The organism is Pseudomonas sp. PS01303, assembly GCF_029959385.1.
In the GTDB taxonomy this organism is placed as follows: domain Bacteria; phylum Pseudomonadota; class Gammaproteobacteria; order Pseudomonadales; family Pseudomonadaceae; genus Aquipseudomonas; species Aquipseudomonas rustica.
Window position 1 is genome coordinate 1 of the sequence record NZ_JASCPK010000054.1, and the last position, 23951, is coordinate 23951.

6 protein-coding genes and 1 pseudogene are annotated in these 23951 nt (G+C 57.4%); 2 read left to right on the forward strand and 5 right to left on the reverse strand.

All coding sequences use genetic code 11. The features are described from left to right. Nucleotides 1-1867: pseudogene (locus QMX93_RS16150) on the forward strand (hypothetical protein); the annotation flags it as partial. 80 nt (nt 1868-1947) lie between these two features. Here the strand turns inward: QMX93_RS16150 and QMX93_RS16155 are convergent. Continuing rightward, the gene (locus QMX93_RS16155) at nt 1948-2313 is read right to left on the reverse strand and encodes a DUF6124 family protein (protein WP_282357020.1); all 366 of its coding nucleotides are present in this window, start codon (nt 2311-2313) and stop codon (nt 1948-1950) included. Nucleotides 2314-2855: 542 nt separating this feature from the next. On the opposite strand from QMX93_RS16155, the gene QMX93_RS16160 reads away from it, so the two are divergent. Then, nucleotides 2856-6410 carry an Ig-like domain repeat protein gene (locus tag QMX93_RS16160; RefSeq protein ID WP_282357021.1) on the forward strand — a complete coding sequence of 1185 codons (3555 nt, stop codon included), beginning with the start codon at nt 2856-2858 and terminating at the stop codon, nt 6408-6410. Nucleotides 6411-6585: 175 nt separating this feature from the next. On the opposite strand, the gene QMX93_RS16165 is transcribed toward QMX93_RS16160, so the two are convergent. The 4 genes from QMX93_RS16165 to QMX93_RS16180 form a co-directional block, all read right to left on the reverse strand. Continuing rightward, nucleotides 6586-9753 (reverse strand): autotransporter outer membrane beta-barrel domain-containing protein, encoded by a 3168-nt coding sequence (locus QMX93_RS16165; RefSeq protein ID WP_282357022.1) that lies wholly within the window; start codon nt 9751-9753, stop codon nt 6586-6588. A 343-nt stretch (nt 9754-10096) separates the two neighbouring features. After that, nucleotides 10097-12022 carry a hypothetical protein gene (locus tag QMX93_RS16170; RefSeq protein ID WP_282357023.1) on the reverse strand — a complete coding sequence of 642 codons (1926 nt, stop codon included), beginning with the start codon at nt 12020-12022 and terminating at the stop codon, nt 10097-10099. A 101-nt stretch (nt 12023-12123) separates the two neighbouring features. Next, nucleotides 12124-14058, reverse strand: a complete 1935-nt coding sequence (locus tag QMX93_RS16175) for a hypothetical protein (RefSeq protein WP_282357024.1) — start codon at nt 14056-14058, stop codon at nt 12124-12126. Nucleotides 14059-14309: 251 nt separating this feature from the next. Continuing rightward, nucleotides 14310-23690 carry a retention module-containing protein gene (locus QMX93_RS16180; RefSeq protein ID WP_282357025.1) on the reverse strand — a complete coding sequence of 3127 codons (9381 nt, stop codon included), beginning with the start codon at nt 23688-23690 and terminating at the stop codon, nt 14310-14312. Nucleotides 23691-23951 lie beyond the last annotated feature (261 nt).

Genomic DNA, 23951 nt, shown 5'->3' on the forward strand with positions numbered 1-23951 from the left:
TCCGGCGATTACTTCGGTGAAAGATTCCAAAGGCATCGACATCCCTCAAAACGGCACGACAGTCGACACTAGCGTGACGCTCACGGGCACAGGCACGGCGAACCGTGAGGTGGATATTTTTGATGGCACCACATTAAAAGACTCGGCGCCGATCAATGCCCAAGGGATCTGGATCTACAACGCTACAGGTTTGACCGTTGCCGCTCACGCCTTCAAGGCAAAAGCCAAGTACGGCAGTGAGACGGAATCAGCTGTTCGAACCTTTACTGTCGCCGCAGCGACGACGCCGGTGATCACCTCAGTGCTCGATTCAAAAGGCATCACCATTCCCCAAAACGGTCTCACCGTTGATTCCAGTGTCAAGGTCAGCGGCACTGCAACACCCCATCAGACCATCCTGATTTACAACAACAGCGTGAGTACTGGCGGCTTCGCAACAGCGGATGCTCAAGGTAATTGGGAACGGAATTTAATCGGACTGGCCCAGGGCGACTGCAACCTTACTGCTGTTGCGCAATACGGCAGCAATCCGGTGTCGGTGATATGGAAAATCATCGTCACGCCATTGGTCACGCCGACCATTACCTCGATCAAGGACAGCAAGGGTGTCGAGATTCCACAGGGCGCTACAACAGTCGACACCAAGGTGATTTTGACCGGTACGGCGAGCAAAGGGCAGAAGGTTGATGTGCTGGATGGCACAGCATCTAAAGGCAAACCGCCCGTGGATCCGACCACTGGTGTCTGGACACTGGGAGTTTCGGGATTAAGCGTCGCGGCGCACAGTTTTACCGCGAAAGCAGAATACGGCGCAGGGCCAGTGTCGGCGGCACGCACCTTAACCGTTGCAGCGCTCGCCACACTCAAGATCACTTCAGTTAAAGACCCTTACGGTAAAGAAGTCCCCAATGGTTCCACCATTACCAATGACAGCGTCACCCTGACCGGTACAGCCACGGCGGGTCTGGAGGTCGAAATCTTCGACGGGACGACCCCCAAAGGCACTGCCACCGTCAACGCCAGCGGCGTTTGGACACGTGGTGTTGGTGGCTTGGTCAACGGGCCGCACAGCCTGACCGCCAAAGGCATCTACGGCAGCAACCCGGTATCGGCTGCCCGAACGTTTGTTGTGGCGCATGCCTTGGTTCCGGCGATTACTTCGGTGAAAGACTCCAAAGGCATCGAGATTCTTCACAATGGGAGGACTAGCGATACCAGCGTGACCTTTACGGGTACAGCTACAGCGAACCGCGAGGTGGAGATCTTTGATGGCACCACATCTAAAGGCCAGCGGCCAGTCAACAACGAAGGTGTCTGGACTTATGTCGCTACCGCATTGTCACAACGGCCATATACTTTCAAGGCAAAAGCGATGTATGGCAGTGAGACGGAGTCGCCAGTTCGAAATTTTACAGTTACAGTCAAACAAAACATAACGGAAGATTGGGAACAAACTCCACCCATAACCATCCCTCACTACCTCACTTATTATTCTCCCCGTCGTTTAGCTCTATTACTAGAGCCATTTGTAGCTACACCAGGGAACTCAGGGATCTACTATTCAACCCCGAGCGTAGGACAAGTACTAGCGATCTGGGCTGGAGTTACTTGCTTTGTTACATTTCCCGGGCTTGCGGCAACATTTGAAATTGGGTACTACAATGGGCTAGACACCACAACAACACTCGTGGTTTATGATGAAAAAAATACAGCGATCCTTCGTGAAAACCTTGAACCAAATAATGGGAGTTACAAAATCAAAAAAATAGATATTGGAATAAACTGCCACTCTTTCTCTTTAATAGTAAATGGTACTATAGCAGTTTCAGCAGTTACAATAACAAGCATAACCTGGCTTCAAGTCTAGCGTTTGGAAACCGGGGAGGATTTATTCAAAAATAAATCCGCCCCTATACGTCACGTTAACTGCTTCTCCACATCTCAGAATTAATCCACCGGAACCAAATTATCCAACACCTGATTAACCGCCAGCTCCCCCAGCATCACAACTTGCGCAATGCCCAACAATGTCCTGCGATGAGTGCCTTCAAGCATACCCGCCAGGTCGTTGATCATCACGCAAGCCGAACCGAGGCTTTCGCTGGCGTCGGCTAACAGAGGTTCGTTTGCGCTGGCCGGGTTTACCATGAACAAACGGTTGGACACATACGGTGCAGCCATGATTTCGGCGGTGGGTGGGCCGAGGTAGTGGTCGAGGGCGCGCTCGGCGGCTTCGTGGAATTTCTTTGAGTCGGATGATTCGTAGGGCGATGCCGGATCGGTGGCCGGTGGGTTTGGCGTAATTTTGAACATGGGATGTCAACCTCTGGTAAGGCCGTATCCATTTCGCTGCTAAACGAGAGGGAGGCGGCTGTGCGCGAATTAGCAGACCGGTTGACATCCCCAAACCCGGCGCACCCGAAGGTGCCAAGCACACAGCCACCATCAAGTGCAGGCGAAAACCTGACAGGATGAGACTTGTACAGCCGGAGATATCAAACAGGGCTGCTAAACCCGATCACTGGAAATCAGTGACCCGATCCAAGTTACCGACCCGCCCCCAGGCGCACAAGCCGGCGGATTCTGTCTTACGTGTAGGCAATGGCGCAACGATTTGTGGGCCTCAGGACGTAACACCCGGTGTCTTTTAAACGCGCACATTAAACGGCGCTCATTGCCTATGCCATTTGGCGAACCGTCCGACAGACTTCGTCGCCACCCCACCGACCGTTCGTCTCAAACCACCCCGCCCCTGTCAGATCTGACAGTAGCCAACTTGCTTCCCGTAATGCTCAATCACAAGACCCGGCGCGTCTGCCAACGGTCGCCCCCCTCCCACAGCAAGGAAGCTCGCCATGCCCAGCCACTCGCCCTTTCTGTTCCCGCCATGCGATGACCAAAACGCGCCGTTTGCCCTGCGCCCGTTACTGATCGCGGGCATGGTGCAGCCGATTGTCGAGGGCGATGGCGGGATCAATATTGCCGTCGTCAGTGACCATGCCGAAGGCTTGCTCTGCTTGATTAATCCGTATCTGGGCATGCGCGCTGGCGACACCCATGACATCTTTTGGGAAACCAAAGTGATTTTCCGCAGGAGCGTCGAGCCCGGCGACGTCGATAAGCCGATGTACTTTTTCCTGCCCGTCGATGGTCTGGCCTCAGGTTGGGTCGAGCAGTGTTATTACCAACTGACTCGCGCCGGTGCAACGGTGCCGGACGATCCTTCTGTGCCCTTGCGATTGCTGATCAAACTCTTTCGACCGGGCGGGCGCGACCGGGAACCGCATCTGCCGGATGGCCACTCGGAATTGAAGATTGTGCAACTGCCACCGGATCTGGTCGACCAAGGTGTCATCGATGCCGCATGGGCGGAAAAAGGTGTGCCGGTGACGATACCGTTCTATCCGGACATGACCCTGCGTGACTCGATTTTGCTGCGTTGGGGCAGTGTCGCGCTGTCGCCTTATCGGGTCACGCAGGCGCATGTCGACCGGCTGCAACCGATCGTCATCGTGGTTGATCAGGAGGCGATTTTGGCGGGCGGCGATGGCAAAAAGCTGGAGATCAAATACGACCTTTACGATGAAACCTGGAACTGGGCGGTGCGCCATTCCAAGCGCACCCACATCGACGTGGACGCCGGTGCCTGGCGGCTGGACGCGCCGACCATCAAAGAAGCCATCAACGGGATCATTACCGTCAAGGATCTGAACAAGCAGCCGGTCACTGTTCAGGTGCGTGTAGAGGGTACGGATTTCACGCTGGGCGATACGCTGACCATGACGTGGATCGGCACGCCGTTTACCGGCCAGCCGCTGATTCACAGCGAGTCGCGCACGATCGAAGCTGTTCCGGGCATTGTGGAAATAAACGTGCCCTACGAGGATGTCCGCGCCATTGCCATGGGCCGCGCTGATGCTTCTTATGTGCTGCGCAAAAACAGTGGTGGCCCGCCGTTGTCGTCCAAGCGCACGTTCGCCGATGTGGTGGGGGCGGTGGTGATGCTACCGGAGCCGACGATCCGCGAGCTGATCGGCGATACGCTCGAGCCGGATACCCCGCTGGCGACTGTGGATGTCCGCTATCCGGGCATGGCCAACGGCGACTTCATCAATTTGATCTGGCTGGGCACTCAAGTGGATGGCGTGCCTTACCCGCATGAAGAACAACACACGGTCACTCGCAATGAAGCCGAAGCGAAGCTCATTACTTTTCAGATCAAGAACCAACACATCAAGGTGCTTGATGGCGGCAGCCTGGATTTGTCCTATCGCGTGAGCAATGACAACGTGACGCTGTATGGCGTGAGCGAGTCCGATCGCCTGCTGGCCAAGGTTCAACTCATTCACGCGACACTGCCGGCGCCCCAAGTTCCGGAGGCAATCAACGGTGTGCTCGACCCTGATAACGTCAGCGACAACGTCACCGTACTGGTGAATTTCCCCGGAACGCACAAGGATGACATCCTCACCTACTATTGGACTGGCCCCGGTGCCAGTACTTCCGACTGGGTTCCGATTACCAGCCTGATCATCGGCAAACCCGTGAGATTTCGGCTGGATGCCCGGTACGTTCACGCCAATACCGGGCAATCGATCAGGGTGCGCTATACGTTGTTGCGGGCAGCCACAAACCAGTTTGAATATTCGGCGGGGCTCGACCTGCTCATCGGCGAACAGGTGGGCGTTTTGCCTGCACCGACCGTTATTCAAGCCGCTGACGGCACACTGAACCCGATGGATGCATTGAAGGGTGTCGACATCAACGTCAGCTATCCCGACATGAAGCCTGATCAAGACATCATCCGGCTGAAATGGCTTGGCACGCCGGGCGCGGGAACTTCCGACGACCTGGAACTGCCAGGCGACGCCAGTGGTAGCGTCGCGTTTCACCTGCCTCCGACCGTGGTCGCTGCCAACCTCTCCAAGCGCGTCGAGGTTGAATACGAAGTGAAGCGTCATTCACGGCCAACCCCTTCGCAAACTCTGGATCTGTTGGTCTCGGGATTTCAAAACCCCGAAACCGAACTGCCCCGCCCCCTGGTCGTACAGGCAACGGGCAATGTCCTCGACTTGACGACGTTTACTGGCGATGCGACGACGCGCGTGTCTGTCTGGCCGTTAATTGCGCTCAAACAACGCGTGTGGCTGGCACTCGAGGGGCAAACAAGCACCGGCGCAGGCCACCGAGTGATCTTGCTCGACGGCGTTGAAATGTCTGATGCGCAGGTCGGCAACGGGCTCAATGCAGGGTTACTCAGAAGCGAATTGGTGCAATTGGGACATGCCACGTCGGCGAAGGTGATCTGCAAGGTTGCCTTCGATGGCGGGACGGTGGAATCGGCAGCGATTGTTTTTCCGGTATTGGAATTGACCGTTAGAACGCGTTACGACTACGTCACTCCAACGATTACCGAAGTGAGCGACTCACAGGGACAGGTTCCGGAGGGCGGTACGACTTTCGACAAGCAGGTGACCGTCAAGGGCACTGCGACCCGGGGAGAAAACGTTGCATTATTTGACGGGACGACGCCACTCGGGACGGCCGACGTTACCGACAGTGGGGTCTGGAGCAAAGTGCTATCCGGATTGGCGGTGAAGAGCTACCAGATCATCGCTTCGGCACTGTACGACTCAGATCCCGTGGCGAGCAAACCTCGCGGGTTTTCAGTTGCGCAAGCCGTTGCGCCGACCATCGTCAATGTTACCGATTCCAAAGGCACTGTTGCCCATGGCGGGACGACGTTCGATCGCTCTGTCACTGTGACCGGCAAGGCCTTTGCAAATCAGAAAATCCGTCTGCGCGATGGCAGTACTTCGTTGGGCGAACCGCTCGTTAATGACTCCGGCAATTGGAGTCATACCATGAGTTCTTTGAGCAATAAGGGCTACAGCCTCACTGCAATCGCCTTATATGGCGAGCAGCCTGTGTCACCGGAACGCACGTTCACAGTCGAAACCTGGGCTGACTCAGTGACGAATTTCAATGACGGCACTTCGGGTAGCTGGGTAAAAGGGCCCGCCGGCTACCAAGGGACTGTCAAAGGTGGAGTTTTTTACAACAATACTCCTGGAGCGAGCGGACATGCGGGCCTACTTTTTAGTCAAACTTTTCGCTTCATCACAGGAAAGACTTACTCGTTCAGTTATCGAGTGAGAAATTTCAGTCCTCTGGCCGAGAATGTTCCTCCCATTTTTTCCGTAGAACTTGACTCCGGCCAACAGATCATTGCGGCCTATACTGTTCCTCGCACGGGACAGTGGCACACCCAAACAGCGAACTTCACAGTCAGTCTGAGTGCAAACCGAACTATTCAAATGAAAAGTCTACAGGACCGTGGGGGAGGCAGCGGTTCAGATGGCGGGAACGATTATGAAATTGATGACATTATCGTCCGCATGATCATATAGGTGAAATAGAGTTTGCACCTCTAGAGATTAAAAAAGCTGCCATTCATAACAAATGGCAGCTCTATTAATTTAACCAGCTCAATGAATGTGAAAACTACTGTTTCGCATATCAAACCTGTTCGATACAAGCGTTTTGCTGATTACATATCGCGCATTTATCGAACCTGGATCGGCCTTACCAAAACCAACGCACACCCAGTGTCGCCCCCCACGGCTTCTCAATATGTTCCCCATTCGAGTAATCAAAGTCCGCATGCACCTGCCACTTCTCGGACATCGCCACTGCCACACCTGCGCCAAACTCGCCGCGTGTGCCTGACAGGTCATTGTTGAATACGTTGTCGTTGACCTTCACTTCATTATTCTTCGCAAACTCATGAGCGACCGCCATGCGCAGATAAGGCTGCGCAATACTGGCCTTGCCGAACTCGAAGTTACGGCCAACCGTAACGCCCGCCTTGCCGAGCAAGGAACGCGTAGTGTCGCCGTCGGCTGTCATGTCGTTGTCCAGGGTGTAGCGTTTGCCCTGAATTTGCACCGCAGACCATTGGGTGAACGGTTCGACGAAGTAGCCGTCGGCGAGTTTGAATTGCCGACCAAATTCCGCCGAAGCGCCGAGGCCCCAGTTGTCGTAATCACCCTTGGCGCGGGTGTCATCGCTGAGGTTGACCTTGGACTCGTTACGGAACCGGTTGAACTTGAGCACACCGTCGAAGTAGTAGCCCTTGTCGGACATCCACGTTAAGTAGGGCCCGACGTAGTAGCTTTTTACGGTGCCCGTGGTGCCGTGATCGAGATTCAGATCCGACTTGCTCGTCCCCGCCAGCACACCGACCAGCCACTGACTGTCGCCGACTCGCGCATCGGCGCCCAGCGAGATCCCTTGCTGGTTTTGCTGATAACCCACGCCCGAGCCATCAGCGACGTTGTACTGGCTGCCGTAGGTGCGCATCCAGCCGCCGGACTGTCCGCCGTTAAGACGCAGCTCGCCCATGCGGGTGCGCAGTGACGACTGTTCGCCATACCAACTGGTGACCGGGGTGTTGAACAAGGCCAGAATCGACTGAGCACCGGGGCTGATGACTTCAGTGGTCGGATCGAGGTACCACTCTTTGCCGCCCTCGGCATTGGTTCGACTGGCCAGACTGTAAGACCAGGTGCCGAGATCCACCGCACGATCGCCCGCCAACGTAAAACTGGCGCCATCGGTGGTGCCGGTGCGCACCAGGACAACCTGCTCGGGGGCTATCGCATCCAGCCCGGAGGCCGCGACGGCAAGCCCGTAATTCCCCGTCGATTGTCCAGCCACTATGAGTTTGTCACTCTCGCCGCTGACAAAATCGCCCTTCATCACAAACGTACCGGTGGTACCTGCCAACGTGCCGACGTTGAGTGTGTAATAAGTGCTGGTTGCCTCGGTAGCGCCAAACGTGACGCTGCCACCATTCATGGCCAACGTACCAATGTTGTCGTTACCCGTCAGCGTCCAGTTTGATTGGCTTTTGATGTTAACGCTGTTGACCTTGTCGAGACGCCCGGTGAGTTGCGACTGATTTTCCAGGGTGACCGACTCAGTGGTGTTTAACCCATCGACCAGTACGTCACCTGTCATCTGGCTTTGATTGAGCGTCAGATTGGCGGTGCTGTCATCGCTGATATTCAGGTTGCCGAGATACGTGCTGTTGTTCAGCGCCATCTGCGTCGTCGAGTTCCCGGCGACCCGGACATCGCCGGCGAGTTGACTTTGATCGAATTTCAGATCGACGTGGCTGCCACCCCCGATGTTCACATTGCCGGTGAGTACGCTGTTGTCGGTGAAGCTCACGGCCGTAGCGCCGGGCAGGCTGTCGATCAGTACATCACCTTTCATCTGGCTCTGATCGAAGGCGAGTTTGGCAACGCTGTTACCCGTGAAATTCACGTCGCCTTCCAGGCTGCTGCCATTGGCAAACGCGACGGTGGCCGTCGAGTCATTGACCCGCACATCGCCCGCCATGTGGCCCTGATTGAAATCGAGATTGCCAGTGCTGCCTTCGGCGATGTCCACGGCGCCGGTCAACAGGCTGTTGGCGATCACGTTCAGGTTTGTGGTCGAGGCCCCCTTAGCGATGACGTCGCCGGTCATTCGACTTTGATCAACGCCCAGGTCGACTTTGCTGCCGCCTGCAATGTTCACATTGCCGTCGAGGATGCTGTTGTTGGCGAATTTCAGGGTTGTCGTGTCCGGCAGGCTATCAATCAGTACGTTGCCTTTCATCTGGCTCTGATCGAAAGTCAAACCAGCGCGACTGTTGCCGGTGAAGTTGACGTCGCCTTCCAGGCTACTGCCATTGGCAAACGCGACGGTAGCGATGGAGTCATTGACCAACACGTTGCCGACCATGTGGCCCTGATTAAAATTCAAGTTACCGGTACTGCCTTCGGCGAAGTTGACGGTGCCGGTCAACAGGCTATTGCCGATCACGTTAAGATCAGCAGTCGAGGCACCTTTGGCGATGACGTCGCCCGTCATTTGAGACTGGTCGAAGATAAGGTTGCCCTTGCTGTTATCTGCGATAACGATATTGCCGCGAAGTTCGCTACGGTCAAGTTGCAGGGCCGTGGTCGAAGCGCCACTGACCAGCACGTCGCCCGCCATAAGACCATGTTGGAACGCGAGATTGGCCGTGCTGTTATCAGCTACATTCAGCTTGCCTTCAAGCGTACTGCCGACAACCTCCATCGTTGCATTCGAAGCTTGCTGAACATCCAGCAGGAGGCCAGTGCCGGAAAGCAGGCGGGTGTAATTAAGTACTTGTATGTGCGTGGTTACCCCGGAGGTCGCAAGAATCGCCGCACCGGTCAGTCCTTGAACCTGGACATTATCAAGAATCACGTTGGCGCCGTTGCCTACGCCTTGAGAGTCGGGCCGTAATCGGATGCCATGCAAACCTCCCGTGATGGTGCCGCCCTTGGCATGCACTTCACCGCCAAAGGAATTCAGCCCCACCCCCGTGGCTGCGGTGGCCGTAAGGTGAGTATCGGTCATAACGGTGGTGCTGCCGCCGGACGCTTCGAGCCCTGCCGTTCGGCCAGTAATCTGGCTACCACTGATAACTACGCTGGAGCCTGTGGGATTGCCCGTCAACCGATTGACCGCCATGCCCATACGGTCACCTGTCACAACGGCATCGGTCAGACTGGCACTGGCATTGGTGACGGAGACCCCGGCGTTGCCAGAGCGTCCGGCAAAGGTGCCCCCTACAGCGTTCAAAACGGATCCGCTGTTTATCAACACTTCAAACGAATCGGCACCGTTGGCATTCAATACACCGCCGTTGCGTGCGAGGTAGCTATCCCTCATCGTATTCTGATCAATATCAAGCGTTTCGCCCGCCTCAATAAAGGTCGATGCAAAGACCAGGGGGCTTGATGAAAAAAGCGGCACAAACGTTAACCAGACAAAGCTTTTACTGATCAATCGCAGCGAAAACTGACGTGTACAGACGTCCATGAAACCTCCTTGAAACTTCCAGAAGACAAGCCTTCCCATGAAGCAGATGAATAAGACGGGCGCACGGTACAAGGAATCGGATAATTACTCTGTAGGATTAATCTTAAGTTAGGCAAGAATTCACCACTACGAATGTGAGAAATTGACAAGCGAAGAACACCCCGCCTGTCAACTTCGAAACGCGCACAAAAATTTAATTAAGAGGGCAAAACTCACCTTCATTATTGATCATTACAACCCTGACCTTTTGTGAGCCCCCCGCTCGGTCATGGCCATCAATCTCAGCGACATAGCTGATTTCCCCTTCTCCATCGCCGATCGTTTTCAGCGCTGTTTCGAACGGCAAATAAACCTCAAACCCAAGAACATGCTCTAGCCCCTTCAACTCTTTTTCAAACAGAAAATCGTCAATTGGATCAGCATCTGGATCCGAGGACTTACCAACCCACTTGAACTTTAATTTCATGTTCGGTGCAAAATCCGTATCACCGTCAACTTTAACGATGGCACCCCAGCCCACCACCGGAATACTACGAAGTGAACTGCAGTTAAGGAACTCGCGATTGGCAGGATTGGTGTACAGATTCAGAATCTTGGGAGCTGGCAAGACGATTGGAATAATATAAGCGTCCACCGCGGTCGGTGGCGACGGGTTTTCATTGTCGCCATTCGTCGTTGGGTTGGAAATAACATACCGCGCTGACTTAAGACCATTACCACTGGCCAGGAATACGTCCTTGGACAGTTTGAAAGGAATTTTAAATCCTGCGGCCTCTGTTCCGTCAACTTCATATCGCCCATTGGGCGCCGGCACCTTAACGCCTTCCCAGACAAGATCAACGATATCGCCGTCCTTGTAACCGGTGTAAATAGTCAGATCAATATCGATATCAGTGCCCACGTCCGCTTCTACCAACTTGTCATTGCCGGTGCTGCCTTTGACAATCAGTTTTGTCAGGTTCGGATTGCCCAACTCCGGATCGGGCTCAGGGTTAACCGGACCTGCAATAGACAAGTCAACCTTGAGGGGCACTGCGGTTCCTTCGGGATAGGGTTTGCCCTCCCGTACAATCTCGTAAGTAAGCGTTACGTCTTTCGGTCCGGGATCGGTACCCTTCACATCCACAAACGGCACATCAACAATCACTTCAGTCTTACCGTCAGTGGGTTGAAGTGGTTGAATTTTCCCATCAAAAGTTACGCGAACGGCGTCCCCTGGAATGCCATTATCAAACACGGGAATGACGACCCCTAACGAGGGAAATGCATCGTCCAGATCTATCAGATCATCATCTTCATGTAGTGGAACCTCTGGAGGCTTCAAAGCACTTGGGGTGGGTCGAAGCTGAATAGTGAATGTAAACGGATTGGATGACGGCCCGATATTGCCGACCCGATCTTCGTATTTACAGTAAAAAATATGCTGACCTTCACCCATCGTCTCGATAAGATTTTTTTCAATTTTTATTTCAATGGGTAACGTTGTGTCTTCGACAACTTTATAAAAACCCACCGGGGCACCCGGGTCGCTCTTCCCGTAAAAGGCTCTATAAATATCCCCTGGCTTAATATCACCTGGGGGATCAAGCTTCATGGTGATGCCATCGAGCGTATTCAGAATCTCTCGTGTCACCACACCATCAATCACCTCGTCTGGAGGAACAGCCACTGGCCCCGGCAACCCATTATTGGGCGGTGTATTGTCGATAAAGAATCTGTAGGTATCTGATATACCTTTATTTCCCGCATAGTCGACTTCATAGGATAAGTCAAACAATCCGGGAGTTGCCGTATAGGCGCCGGACAATACCATCTCAAACGGATTGTCTGGAGGAATTGGAAGTATAATCCATTCTCCAATCGGCTTTCCGTCCTTCCGAAGGGTAACAAATGTTTCATCATCTTGTGCGCCGGGAGGCAATACCACATCTTTAAGGCTAATGTTGCAATCTTCCCCCTGAAGAACCAATGGCAGTTTAGCAATATCGTCCCCCGTAATAGGAGGGCACATCCCTTCAACTTCCGGCGCCGTACCTGCCGTCAATAGAGATTGACGCAAGGCATTCAACTTTTTGCGAGAAAATTTTTTTTCCGCCGACAACACTTTCAAATAAGTCATAACCGATCTCCTGATCAAATAGACGCGCCAAGTCATTTGCTTCCACTACTGATTGACGAAGCGGACTCGGCATTCACTGCATTACACGATTTGAAACTGCTTCAGTTTTCCTGACACACATCATTAGTTGGCGAACAGATGTCGCCGCTGGGCATAGTCCGGTTGATGATGACAAAGTCCGGTCGAGACGTTCCGCGACCTCCTCCTGACTTACGCAATTTGTAATACACCAGTGCGGAACCGTTATTGACCATGGGGGCGATCAACCTGTCGTAATCCGCAACGACAATATCGATGTCTGTGCCAGGCACCCGTGTCGGCAGCGGGTGTTCAATTTCCCGGTAAGTTCCGGGAATAGGTCGTGTACCGTTGGGCCCCGCGCATCCCTGCCATATAACAATGAGCGTATCGCCCTGCTCGATATTCGGGTCGGCGGGAATTCTTACCGTGACGCCCTCCCACAATCGGGGTCTGGCGCAACAATGGAGCACGCCTTCCTTTCCGGCATGGGGAAACAGTGGTTCCTTCATGTTGTCGATGACGACAATGTCGACCCTGACATGGGTCTGTAGCGACTGTTGCTGATTCACTCCGTTGTCGGTGGTGTAGAACACCGGCAAGGCCGGATTCTGTTTATCGCTGTCGATTACATGCCACGGCACGATAAAGGAGATCGGTTGACCGGCCACATCGCCAGGCTGAACCTTGTACTGAGCAACAGCCCCTGTGTAACTGCCCCAGTGAAGTTCCAGCAACTGTCCCGCTTCGGGTGCGTCGTACAGCGTCAGTGACAAAGTGGCCGGGAATCCGTGATCCTCAGTGAGCAACGTGTTGAGAGTGGCTGAATGCTCCCCATACACCTCAACCAACGCGAGGTCTTCATTAATCAGGGCGGGGGCCTTGTCATGATCCTGGCCCGCCAGCGTCAGGTTGACTGCGACCGATATCTCTGGCGAAGGCCTTCCGTACGCCGCTCCCTGCCTTATTTTGTAGTAAATCTTTGCTCGAAATGGCCCGTCGCCTCTGTCGTGCAACGCCGGCCAGGGCACGGGGGCTTTCAACGGAAAACCGGCAAGATCCACGGGAATCTCGGCAAGCGCGATACCGTCCCAGAAAACCGCGACCCATTGCGCGGAATCCGCAAGGTCGTATTGGTCGATCTCAACAAACAGTCCGTCCCGGGCCTGCTGCCGGTCCACCAGACCTCTGGCGGACAGCGGAACCCTTGGAGGTGGCAGGGCACCGGGAGCGGGAGTCAGATCAACATTGATCGGCGAAAGAAAGGAGTGTCGCCCTTCATTCCCCGCGCGATCTCTGAGGAAGTAATAAAGGAAGCGTTTACCCGCGCCACCAGCACGAATTTCATCGGCGTACACCGTGATGTTCAGGCGTTTCGCGGCGATGTCTTCGGCACTGAATTCCTGCTCACGAACCGGGGTCTCGGTGTCCGGAGGGTCTTGCTCCGATGTCCAGTAATACACTGCCCGATCGCCGCTTTCGGCGTCGATATACCAAGGCACCAGCACGTTGACCTCACCCTCTTGCTCCAAGAAGATTTCGTCGACAGTGCCGCCCAATTCGGCGGGGAATATCACGGCCCCGGGCTTGTTGCCGAAATTGGGCTTGTTGGTATCGATCGTCAGGGTTTTACGGTCTCCGGGATTCGGATTACTGCCGTAAATGGAGACGCGGATCGCCACTTCATACACGCCGTGCGACAGAAGATCCCGGGGCACATAAAGGGTTTGTGGCCAGCTGATGGGGTCGCTGGTCGGGTACCAACGCTCATCGACGTTATTGAAGACCCCGCCTTTGGGCATAAAACCCAATTCAACAAGGTCGAGCTCACCCGGTGCCATTCCTTGGCCGAAGTCTTCGAAGGTCACCGCCAGCCTGTCACCCAATGCTGTCAGCGGCAGCAATCCCCTGGGATCATCCGGATCGAGCACAGCGGGGACTTTGGGTGCTTCCATCGCGGCAGCTATTTCAGCGAGGCCATCGATCGGCGGCTCGGCAGGATGTTCATGCTTGTCCATTTCCCGGCCTTCCCTTATGAAAGTTGCGGAGCGGCGCGATTTGCGCCGTCACTGCATGGCTTCATTTAATGCGCGAGGGCAGGTTCTGACTACTGTCAGAAATTACAGGTTTTACGACCGTTCGTCGGAGAACTGCCCACCTGAGCTTCCTCACACGCCGGGAATATCATTGAGATCCATTATTTTCAGACGTAAAAAAACCCGCCCTCCCTTTCAACCGGGAGCGCGGGTTTTGTCGTTTCAGCCTCAGATCAGACGGTATCGACCTTCAACGAATGATCGTTGAGCATGCCGGTGATGATCGTCGCCGTGTCGTGCCCGCTGGCAATCATCCCGCCGGCCCCCGGTGTTACACCGTAGTGGCTGGCGAGGTTGACGCCGGCCAGGTCGATGGTCTGGTTTGGCGTGGCACCGGCCATGGCGCTGACGTCGATGCTGGTGAGCACCGACGCGCCCGTGCCGGTGACGGTGAAGTGCAGGTAGTCATCGAGCGACGCCGTGGTGCCGTTTTCACCTTGCAGCAGTTGCGACAGGTCGAGCTTGTCGGTGCCGGGGGTGAAGTCGGTGATGGTGTCGTGGCCGCTGTTGCCCTTCAGGTACTGGAAGGTATCGGCCCCTGCTCCACCGGTCAGGGTGTTGTTGCCCAGGCCGCCGATCAGCAGGTCGTCACCGCCGCCGCCGTTGAGGATGTCGTTGCCCAGCCCACCATTGATCACGTTGTTATTGTTGTCGCCGGTCAACGTGTCGTTGAAGTTCGAGCCGACGAGGTTTTCGATGCCCGTCAGGGTGTCAGTTCCGGCACCGAGGGTGTTTTGCGCACCGAGCAGGCCGAGGTTGACCGTGACCCCGGCGGTGGCGTGGGCATAGCTCGCCGTGTCCGTGCCGGTGCCGCCGTCCAGAAGGTCATTGCCCGGGCCGCTGTAGAGCAAATCGTTACCGGCGCCGCCGTGCATTTCATTGTTGCCGGAGCCTGCGGTGAGCACATCGTTGCCGTCGCCGGCGTTGATGATGTTGTTGCCGGTGCCGGCGACCAGGATGTCATCGCCGGAGGTACCGGTGAGTGTGTGGCCATCCTGATAGCTGATGCTGACGTTGGCGGTGTCGCTGCCGCCATGGTTGTCGTTGGCGGTGTAGGTGCCGTTGAAGTCCGGGGTGATGTCGTGGGCCCCGGCGTAGTTGAGGGTCATGGTCAGTTGGTAGTTTTCCGCCGCGTTGGGGTTACCGCCGCCGCTTGGATCGGCGATGTTGGTGATGTGGATCTGATAGGGCGCATTCGCGGCTGCCGTCAGCGTTTGCCCGTCTGCCAGCGTGGTGTAAGCGCCGCCATTGATCGAATACTCCATGGTGACGTGACCGGCCGCCAGGTTGTGATCCAGATTAAGGGTCTCACCCTGACGCAGATTGACGGTGATGCGGTCTTCATCGTTGGCGTTGCTGTTGGTCACCGCACCGAGATAACCGCTGACCACCAGCACAGCGGTCATGGTTGCCGCGTTGGCACTGAACGAATTGCGCACGTTGGCCAGGTTCTGGTTGGCGGCGGTATTGACGTTGGTGCCGGTGAAATTGATCGCCCCGGTGCCGGTGAAGTCCGCCGCTTTCGAGATCCAACCGGTATTGAACGTCGTCGGCGTGGCGTTGAGCGTGTCGCCATTCGGATCGGTGTCGTTGGCCAGCAGCAATTCGCCCGGCACCACCACGTTGCTCGACAGCACGTTGGTGATGACGTGATCGTCCGCCGCCACCGGAGGCGCGTTGGGGATGACTTTCACGGTCAGCGTCGAGCTGGCGAGGTCGCCGTCGTTGTCGCTGACGGTGAAGCCGATGTTCTCGGTGATCACCACAGCGGTGGTTTTCTGCGAGGTGTAGGTGTAGTCGCCGGTGTCGAGGTTGATCACCAGCGTGCCGCCATTGTTGGTGGCGATGCTCACCGAATTGTTCACGGTGTTGAAGGTGCCGTGGTTGGTGCCAACCGTCGCCGTCAACGAACCCTGACCGCTAAGGGCTTTCGGATCGTAGGTGTAGGTGGTGCCGTCGACGACGATGGTTTTGATAAAGCCGCCATCCGCGCCGAACGTACCGCCCTCGCCCAGCAACGAACCGGTAACCGGCGCGCCGACCACGGTACCCGAAAGCACCGAGTTGAGTTGGTTGAGATCTGTCACCACTACAGCGTTGGTGTTGGTGTGGGTGATGCCGTCGTACGCCACTGGATCGAGGTTGGCGTTGCTCACGCCGCTGCCCAGACCGATCGCGTAGTTACGGATGTTGTTGGCGTCGAGGAAGGCTTTCAGCGCGGTTTCATCCGCCGTGCCGATTTCCTGGCCAGTGGTCGGTTTACCGTCGGAGAAGAAGTAGCCAACATTCTGCGCGCCGGTGAGTTTGCCCGAGGTGTTGAACGCAGTCTGCATGGTCGCCACGGCGGCGTCGTAGTTGGTGCCGCCGCCCGCGGTCAAACCCGCCAGTATCGTCTTGGCAGTGGCGATATCGACCCACACCGAGGTGCGATCGGTAGCGCTGCTGCTGAAGGTCACCAGTTGCACCTTCACGTCGCCGAGATCGTCGTATTTGTCGAGCAAGGCACTAATGGCCTGCTTGGCCAGCGCCAGCCGCGACAGACCCGGCACGCCGGAGGCGTCGGCCATACTGCCGGAGATGTCGAGGACGATCAGCAGGTTGGAATCGATCTCCACCGCCGCCACCGAACGATCGGAAGCCACGGCTTTTGGCACGTCATCGACGATGTTGACGACGATGGTGCTGGTGGTGCTGTTGCCCAGTGCGTCAGTGGCTTTGTAGGTGAAACTTTCGCTGAGGCTGTTCGCCCCGTCGTTGGCGTTCTGCGAGGTTTTCGGCGCCGAAGTCAGCGTGTAGGTGTAGGTGCCGTCGGCATTCAGCTGGATCTGCCCGTAGCTGCCGGTGGCGCTGCCGACCAAGGTGTAGGTCAGCGCGCCGCTGCCGCCGGTGACCGCGCCGACCAGCGTGCCCGTCGCGGTTTCGCCGGTGTTGGTTGGGTCGCTGCCGGTGACCGTGCCGGCGGCCAGATCCTGGCCGTCCTTGGTCAGGTCGAGGGCTTTTTCGTAGACCGTGACGTCCTGATCGACCGAGGCAATCAGTTTGCTGTCGGCGACGTTGATGGTGATGGTCGTGGTGCTTTCATCGCCGTCGCTGTCGCGGATGGTGTAGGTGAAAGTGTCGGTCGCGCCCGCAGGGCTCACCGAGTTCGGGTTGCTGTGATAAACAGCGTTGCCCGCAGCATCGAGGGTCAGGTAACCGAAGTTGCCGTTGATGTTGCTGTTGAGCCCGCCGATGGCCGAGGTGCCGGTGTTGCTACCGGCGCGCACGCCGACCACGGCGCCGCCTGTTGCTGCGCCATCGGCGCCGGTGACGTCATTGCCCAGCACGCTGATGTTGACGGTACCGCCCTCGGCCACCGAGCCGGTGTCGGCTTTGGCGGTCGGCAGGTCATCGATGATGTTGACGTTGATCTGGCCGTTGGCAGTGCTGCCGTCGGTGTCCGTCGCCACCACGTTGAAGTTCTCGGTGAGGCTGTTGGCACCATTGGCGTTCGGGTGGGTTTCGTTGTCGACCAGGGTGTAGCTGTAACTCACGACACCGGTGGTCGGGTTGTAATTGGTGATGGTGAAGGTGCTGCCCAGCGGTGAAACCACCGACTGCGGGAAGCCTGCGGCGACACCGTTGGTCACCACGGCAATGCCGCCGACCGTCAGAGTTTGCAGGCCGTCGAGGGCGGTCACGGTGAAGGTGCCGCTTTGGGTCAGCAAGGCTGTGTTCGGGCTGGTGCCGTCGCTGAGGTTTTTCTCGTAAACGGTGAGTTCGCCGCCGTTGACGTCGAGGCCGTTGAGCACCACCGGATCGTCATTGTTGTGGATGTTCAGCACCAGGTTGGCGGTGCTGACGTCGCCATCGGCATCGGTCAGGGTGTAGGTGAACGTCTCGGTGCCGTTGCCACCGCCGTGCAGATTTTTGAAGTCGGCATCATTGGTGTCCAGCGTGTAGGTGTACGAGCCATCGGCGTTGAGCACCAGTTTGCCGTAGGTGCCGGTGAAGGTGCCGGGAGTAATCGGCCCGCTCGCGACCACGTCGGCGCCTTGCACATCGTTGGTCAGCACGTTGCCGGTGAGGGTCAACAGGCTTTCCGAAGCGCTGTTGGCGTTGCCGTCGTTCACTGCATGTGGCACGTCGTCGACGATGCTGACGACGATGGTGCTGGTGACGATATTGCCCAGCGAATCGGTGGCCTGATAAGTAAAGCTTTCGGTGAGGATGTTGGCGCCGTCATCGGCATGCGGCGTGGTGGTCGCCGGCGATGTCAGGGTGTAGGTGTAGGTGCCGTTGGGGTTGAGGACGATCTGTCCGTAGTTGCCGGTGGCACTGCCGACCAATGCATAGCTGATCGCGCCGACCGCGCCAGTGACCGAGCCGACCAGAGTGCCGGACGCGGTTTCGCCGGTGTTGCTCGGGTCGCTGCCGGTGACCGTACCGGGGGCCAGATCCGCGCCGTCCTTGGTCAAGTCGAGCGCTTTCTCGAACACGGTCACATCGGTGTCGCTGGTCGCATACAGTTTGCTGTTGGCGACGTCGATGGTGATGGTTGTGGTGCTTTCATCACCGTCGGAATCGCGCACGGTGTAGGTGAATACATCCACCGCGCCCGGGCCGTTCACCGCATTGGGATTGCTGTGGTAAACGGCGTTGCCATTGGCATCCAGGGTCAGGTAGCCGTAGGCGCCGTTGATGTTGCTGTTCAGGCCACCGAGGGCCGAGGTCGACGTGTCGGCGCCGGCACGCACGCCAACCACCGCGCCGGTCGCCGCCGGGCCATCGGCGCCGCCGATATCGTTGTCGAGCACATTGCCGCTGACGGTTCCGCCCTCTGCCACCGACGCGGCATCTGGGTGGGCGCTCGGCAAATCATCGACGATGTTGACGTTGATCTGGCCGTTGGCGGTGCTGCCATCGGTGTCCGTCGCCACCACGTTGAAGTTCTCGGTGATGCTGTTGGCGCCGTTGGCATTCGGGTGGGTTTCGTTATCGACCAGGGTGTAGCTGTAGCTGACGACACCGGTGGTTTCGTTGTAACCGGTGATGGTCAGCGTGCTGCCCAACGGCGTGGTGATCGATTGTGGGAAACCTGCGGCCACGCCACCGGTCACCACGTTGATGCCGCCGACGGTCAGGGTTTGCAGACCGTCGAGGGCCGTGACGGTGAAGGTGCCGCTCTGGGTCAGCGCCGGGGTATTGGGGTCGGTGCCGTCACCGAGATTTTTCTCGTAGACCGTCAGTTCGCCGCCATTGACGTCGAGGCCGTTGAGCACCACCGGATCGTCATTGTTATGGATGTTCAGCACCAGGTTCGCGGTGCTGGTATCGCCGTCGGAGTCGGTGATGGTGTAGGTGAAGTTCTCGGTACCGTTGCCGCCGCCGTGCAGATTTTTGAAGTCGGCATCGGTGGTTTCGAGGGTGTAGGTGTACGTGCCGTTGGCGTTGAGCACCAAGGTGCCGTAAGTACCGGTGAACGTACCGGCGGTAACCGGCCCGCTGGCGACACGGTCGGCGCCCTGCACATCGTTGGTCAGGACGTTGCCGGTCAGCGTCAGTTGGCTTTCCGACGCCGTGGTTGTATTGCTGTCGTCCAGCGCTTTAGGCAGGTCGTCGACGATGTTGACGTCGAGGGTCGCGTTGGCGGTGGTGCCGTTATCGTCGACGACGGTGACGGCGAACTGCTCTGGCAGATTGTTTGCGCCGTTCGCGGTTGGGTGCGCTTCGTTATCGACCAGGGTGTAGCTGTAACTGACGACACCAGTGGTTTCGTTGAAACCGGTGATCGTGAGCGTGCTGCCCAGTGGCGTGGTAATTGATTGCGGGAACCCTGCGGCTACGCCGTTGGTGACGACGGCAATACCGCCAACGGTCAGCGTAGTCACGCCGTCGAGTGCGGTGATATTGAAGGTGCCACTTTGGGTCAGCTGGGTGGAATCTGTCGCGCTACCGTCGCTGAGGTTTTTCTCGTAAACAGTCAGCTCGCCGCCATTCACGTTGAGGCCGTTGATGATCACCGGGTCGTCGTTGTTGTGGATCTGCAGCACGAGGTTTGCGGTGCTGGTGTCGCCGTCCGAGTCGGTAATGGTGTAGGTGAAGGTTTCTGTCCCGTTGCCGCCACCGAGCAGCGCTTTGAAATCGGCGTCGGTGGTGTTCAGCGTGTAGGTGTACGTGCCGTTGGCGTTGAGCACTAATGTGCCGTAAGTCCCGGAGAAAGTACCGGCGGTGATTGGGCCGGCATTCGGGCCGGTAGGTACGCGGTCGGCGCCTTGTACGTCGTTGGTCAGTACGTTGCCTGACAGGCTCAGCAGGGTTTCTGAGGCGGTGCCGGCGTTGCTGTCGTCCACGCCTTTTGGCAGGTCGTCGATGATGTTTACATCGAGGGTCGCATTGGCGGTGGTGCCGTTGTCATCGACGACGGTGACGGCGAACTGCTCTGGCAGATTGTTTGCGCCGTTAGCGGTTGCGTGCGCTTCGTTATCGACCAGGGTGTAGCTGTAACTGACGACGCCGGTGGTTTCGTTGAAACCGGTGATGGTCAGTGTGCTACCCAATGGCGTGGTGATTGATTGCGGGAAACCTGCTGCTACGCCGTTGGTGACGACGGCGATGCCGCCAACGGTCAACGTGGTGACGCCGTCGAGTGCGGTGATGTTGAAGGTGCCGCTTTGGGTCAGTGCGCCGGAGTCTGGTGCGCTGCCGTCGCTGAGGTTTTTTTCGTAAACAGTCAGCTCGCCGCCATTCACGTCGAGGCCGTTGATGATCACCGGATCGTCGTTGTTGTGAATCTGCAAGACGAGGTTTGCGGTGCTGGTATCTCCGTCCGAATCGGTAATGGTGTAGGTGAAGGTTTCGGTACCGTCACCGCCGCCATGCAATGCTTTGAAATCCGCATCGGTGGTGTTGAGGGTGTAGGTGTACGTGCCGTTGGCGTTGAGCACCAACGTGCCGTAAGTCCCCGCGAAAGTACCGGCGGTGATTGGGCCGGCATTCTCGCCGATGACCACACGGTCGGCGCCCTGCACATCGTTGGTCAGCACGTTGCCAGTGAGCGACAGATTGGTTTCCGAGGCGGTGCCTGCGTTCGAGTCATCTAAGCCTTTTGGCAAGTCATCGACGATATTCACATCGAGGGTCGCGTTGGCGGTGGTGCCGTTGTCATCGACGACGGTGACGGCGAACTGCTCAGGCAAATTGTTCGCGCCGTTCGCGGTTGCGTGCGCTTCGTTATCGACCAGGGTGTAGCTGTAACTGACGACGCCGGTGGTTTCGTTGAAACCGGTGATCGTGAGCGTGCTGCCCAGAGGCGTGGTGATTGATTGCGGGAAACCTGCGGCTACGCCGTTGGTGACGACGGCAATACCGCCAACGGTCAGCGTGGTCACGCCGTCGAGTGCGGTGATGTTGAACGTGCCACTTTGGGTCAGTTGGGTGGAATCTGGTGCGCTGCCGTCGCTGAGGTTTTTCTCGTAAACGGTGAGTTCGCCGCCATTCACGTTGAGGCCGTTGATGATCACCGGGTCGTCGTTGTTGTGGATCTGCAAGACGAGGTTCGCGGTGCTGGTATCGCCGTCGGAATCGGTGATGGTGTAGGTGAAGTTTTCAGTACCGTTACCGCCACCGTGCAGCGCTTTGAAATCCGCATCGCTGGTGTTCAGCGTGTAGGTGTAAGTGCCGTTGGCGTTCAGCACCAAAGTCCCGTAAGTCCCCGCAAACGTACCGGCAGTGATCGGCCCGGCAGTCTCGCCAGTGGCCACGCGGTCGGCGCCCTGCACATCGTTGGTCAACACGTTGCCAGTGAGGCTGAGATTGGTCTCCGAGGCGGTGCCGGTGTTGCTGTCATCCACCGCTTTTGGCAGGTCGTCGATGATGTTCACATCGAGCGTGGCATTGGCGGTCGTGCCGTTGTCATCGACGACGGTTACAGCGAATTGCTCTGGCAGAGTGTTCGCGCCATTGGCGTTCGGATGCGCTTCGTTATCGACCAGGGTGTAGCTGTAACTGACCACGCCTGTCGCCGCGTTGAACCCGGTAATGGTCAACGTGCTGCCCAGCGGCGTCGTCACCGATTGCGGAAACCCAGCCGCCACACCGTTGGTGACCACGGCAATGCCGCCGACGGTCAGCGTGGTGACGCCATCGAGTGCCGTCACCGTAAAGCTGCCACTTTGCGTCAGCGCTGCCGAATCAGGTGAACTGCCCAAGGCCAGGTTTTTCTCGAAAACTGTCAGCTCGCCGCCCGCAATATTCAAACCGCCGAGGGTCACCGGGTCGTCGTTGTTGTGGATCTGCAAAACCAGATTCGCGGTGCTGCTATCGCCGTCGGAATCGGTGAGGGTGTAGGCGAAGGTTTCGGTGCCGTTGCCACCGCCGTGCAGCGCTTTGAAATCGGCGTCACTGGTATTCAGCGTGTAGGTGTAAGTGCCGTTGGCGTTCAGCACCAGGGTGCCGTAAGTGCCGGTGAACGTGCCCGGCGTCACCGGGCCAGTGGCCACGCGGTCAGCGCCTTGCACATCGTTGGTCAGCACATTGCCGGTCAGCGTCAGCAAGGTTTCCGAAGCGGTTGAGCTGTTGCTGTCATCCACTGCGCGCGGCACGTCGTCGGTGATGTTGACGTCGAGCGTACCGGTCGCGGTATCGCCATTGCTGTCGCCGGCAACCACGGTGAATTGTTCACTGAGGTTGTTCGCGCCATCGCCCGCTGCATGGGTGTCGTTGCCGTTGAGGGTATAGCTGTAGGTGACGACACCGGTGCTCGCGTTGTAGCCGGTGATGGTCAGGGTGTTGCCCAGTTGCGTGGTGATCGACTGCGGGAAACCGACCGCCACACCACCGTTGACCAGGCTGATGCCGCCGACGCTGAGGCTGGTCAAACCGTCCGGCGCATTAACGGTGAAGCTGCCACTTTGGGTCAGTGCAGCAGGGTTGGCGGCGGAACCGTCAGGCAGATTGGCTTCGTTGAGGTTCAGCTCGCCACCCGGCACGGACAGGCCGTTGAGGGTCACCAGATTGTTGACCGGTGGCGGCACGATCACTGGCGTGTCGTCGCCGTTGTCGATCACCACGTTGTGGCGTTCTTCGGGGAATTCAGGGATGCCGCCGAACCCGGCGGTGGGGAATCCGATGATCGGATCAACGCGCCCGCCAACTTCCGTCAGCAAGACAAAACTGTGACCACCGCCCGCTTCACCCGGCGCGCCACCCGGGGCGTTTGGCCCGGCGGCAGTGGCTTCAGCGGTTTTCGACGGGTCATCACCGGCGGCGATGGCTTTCTGGATTTGCTCAACGTCGGTCAGTTGCGCTTCGCTCGGGGTCACCGCCTCGGCCGCGTTCACGTGCGCGGCCTGATCGGCGAGCAGTTGCCCGGACAGGGTCATGCTGCTGCCGCGCCCAAGGGTTAGCTCTTTGCCATTTTGCAGATGAACGGCGACGGCGCCTTCGGCCCCGGTGATCAATTGATCGCCGGCAAACAGCCGATCGCCCTCGACCAAGGCGCGTTTTGTGCCATCCGCTGCCTGTGCGAAAACCTGACCAATGACTTTAGTGACGGTACCGATGAGCGTTGCCATGTGAATTCCTCCGCTGCCGACCACTGTCGGCACTGGTTAACGAAGTAGCCCATGGCTCAATCGGGTTGCCGTGGCGACGCTCGCGCCTTCGACAGTTCGTTCGCAGGTTGCGCCGTTCAGGAAACATCAGTGCTATCAAGCACTTGAAAAACCTGATCAATGCAGCAAACCCACGAGCGCTACGTAACGCCGGTGAATCACTCGAGTGACAAAAATCTGTCGCTCCCCAGCCGCTACGCGTCCCTCCCCTTCAGCAGTACT

Coding starts and splice junctions, on each gene's coding strand:
- QMX93_RS16155 (WP_282357020.1), bottom strand. CDS start 2,313: ATGTTCAAAATTACGCCAAACCCACCGGCCACCGATCCGGCATCGCCC.
- QMX93_RS16160 (WP_282357021.1), top strand. CDS start 2,856: ATGCCCAGCCACTCGCCCTTTCTGTTCCCGCCATGCGATGACCAAAAC.
- QMX93_RS16165 (WP_282357022.1), bottom strand. CDS start 9,753: ATGAGGGATAGCTACCTCGCACGCAACGGCGGTGTATTGAATGCCAAC.
- QMX93_RS16170 (WP_282357023.1), bottom strand. CDS start 12,022: ATGACTTATTTGAAAGTGTTGTCGGCGGAAAAAAAATTTTCTCGCAAA.
- QMX93_RS16175 (WP_282357024.1), bottom strand. CDS start 14,058: ATGGACAAGCATGAACATCCTGCCGAGCCGCCGATCGATGGCCTCGCT.
- QMX93_RS16180 (WP_282357025.1), bottom strand. CDS start 23,690: ATGGCAACGCTCATCGGTACCGTCACTAAAGTCATTGGTCAGGTTTTC.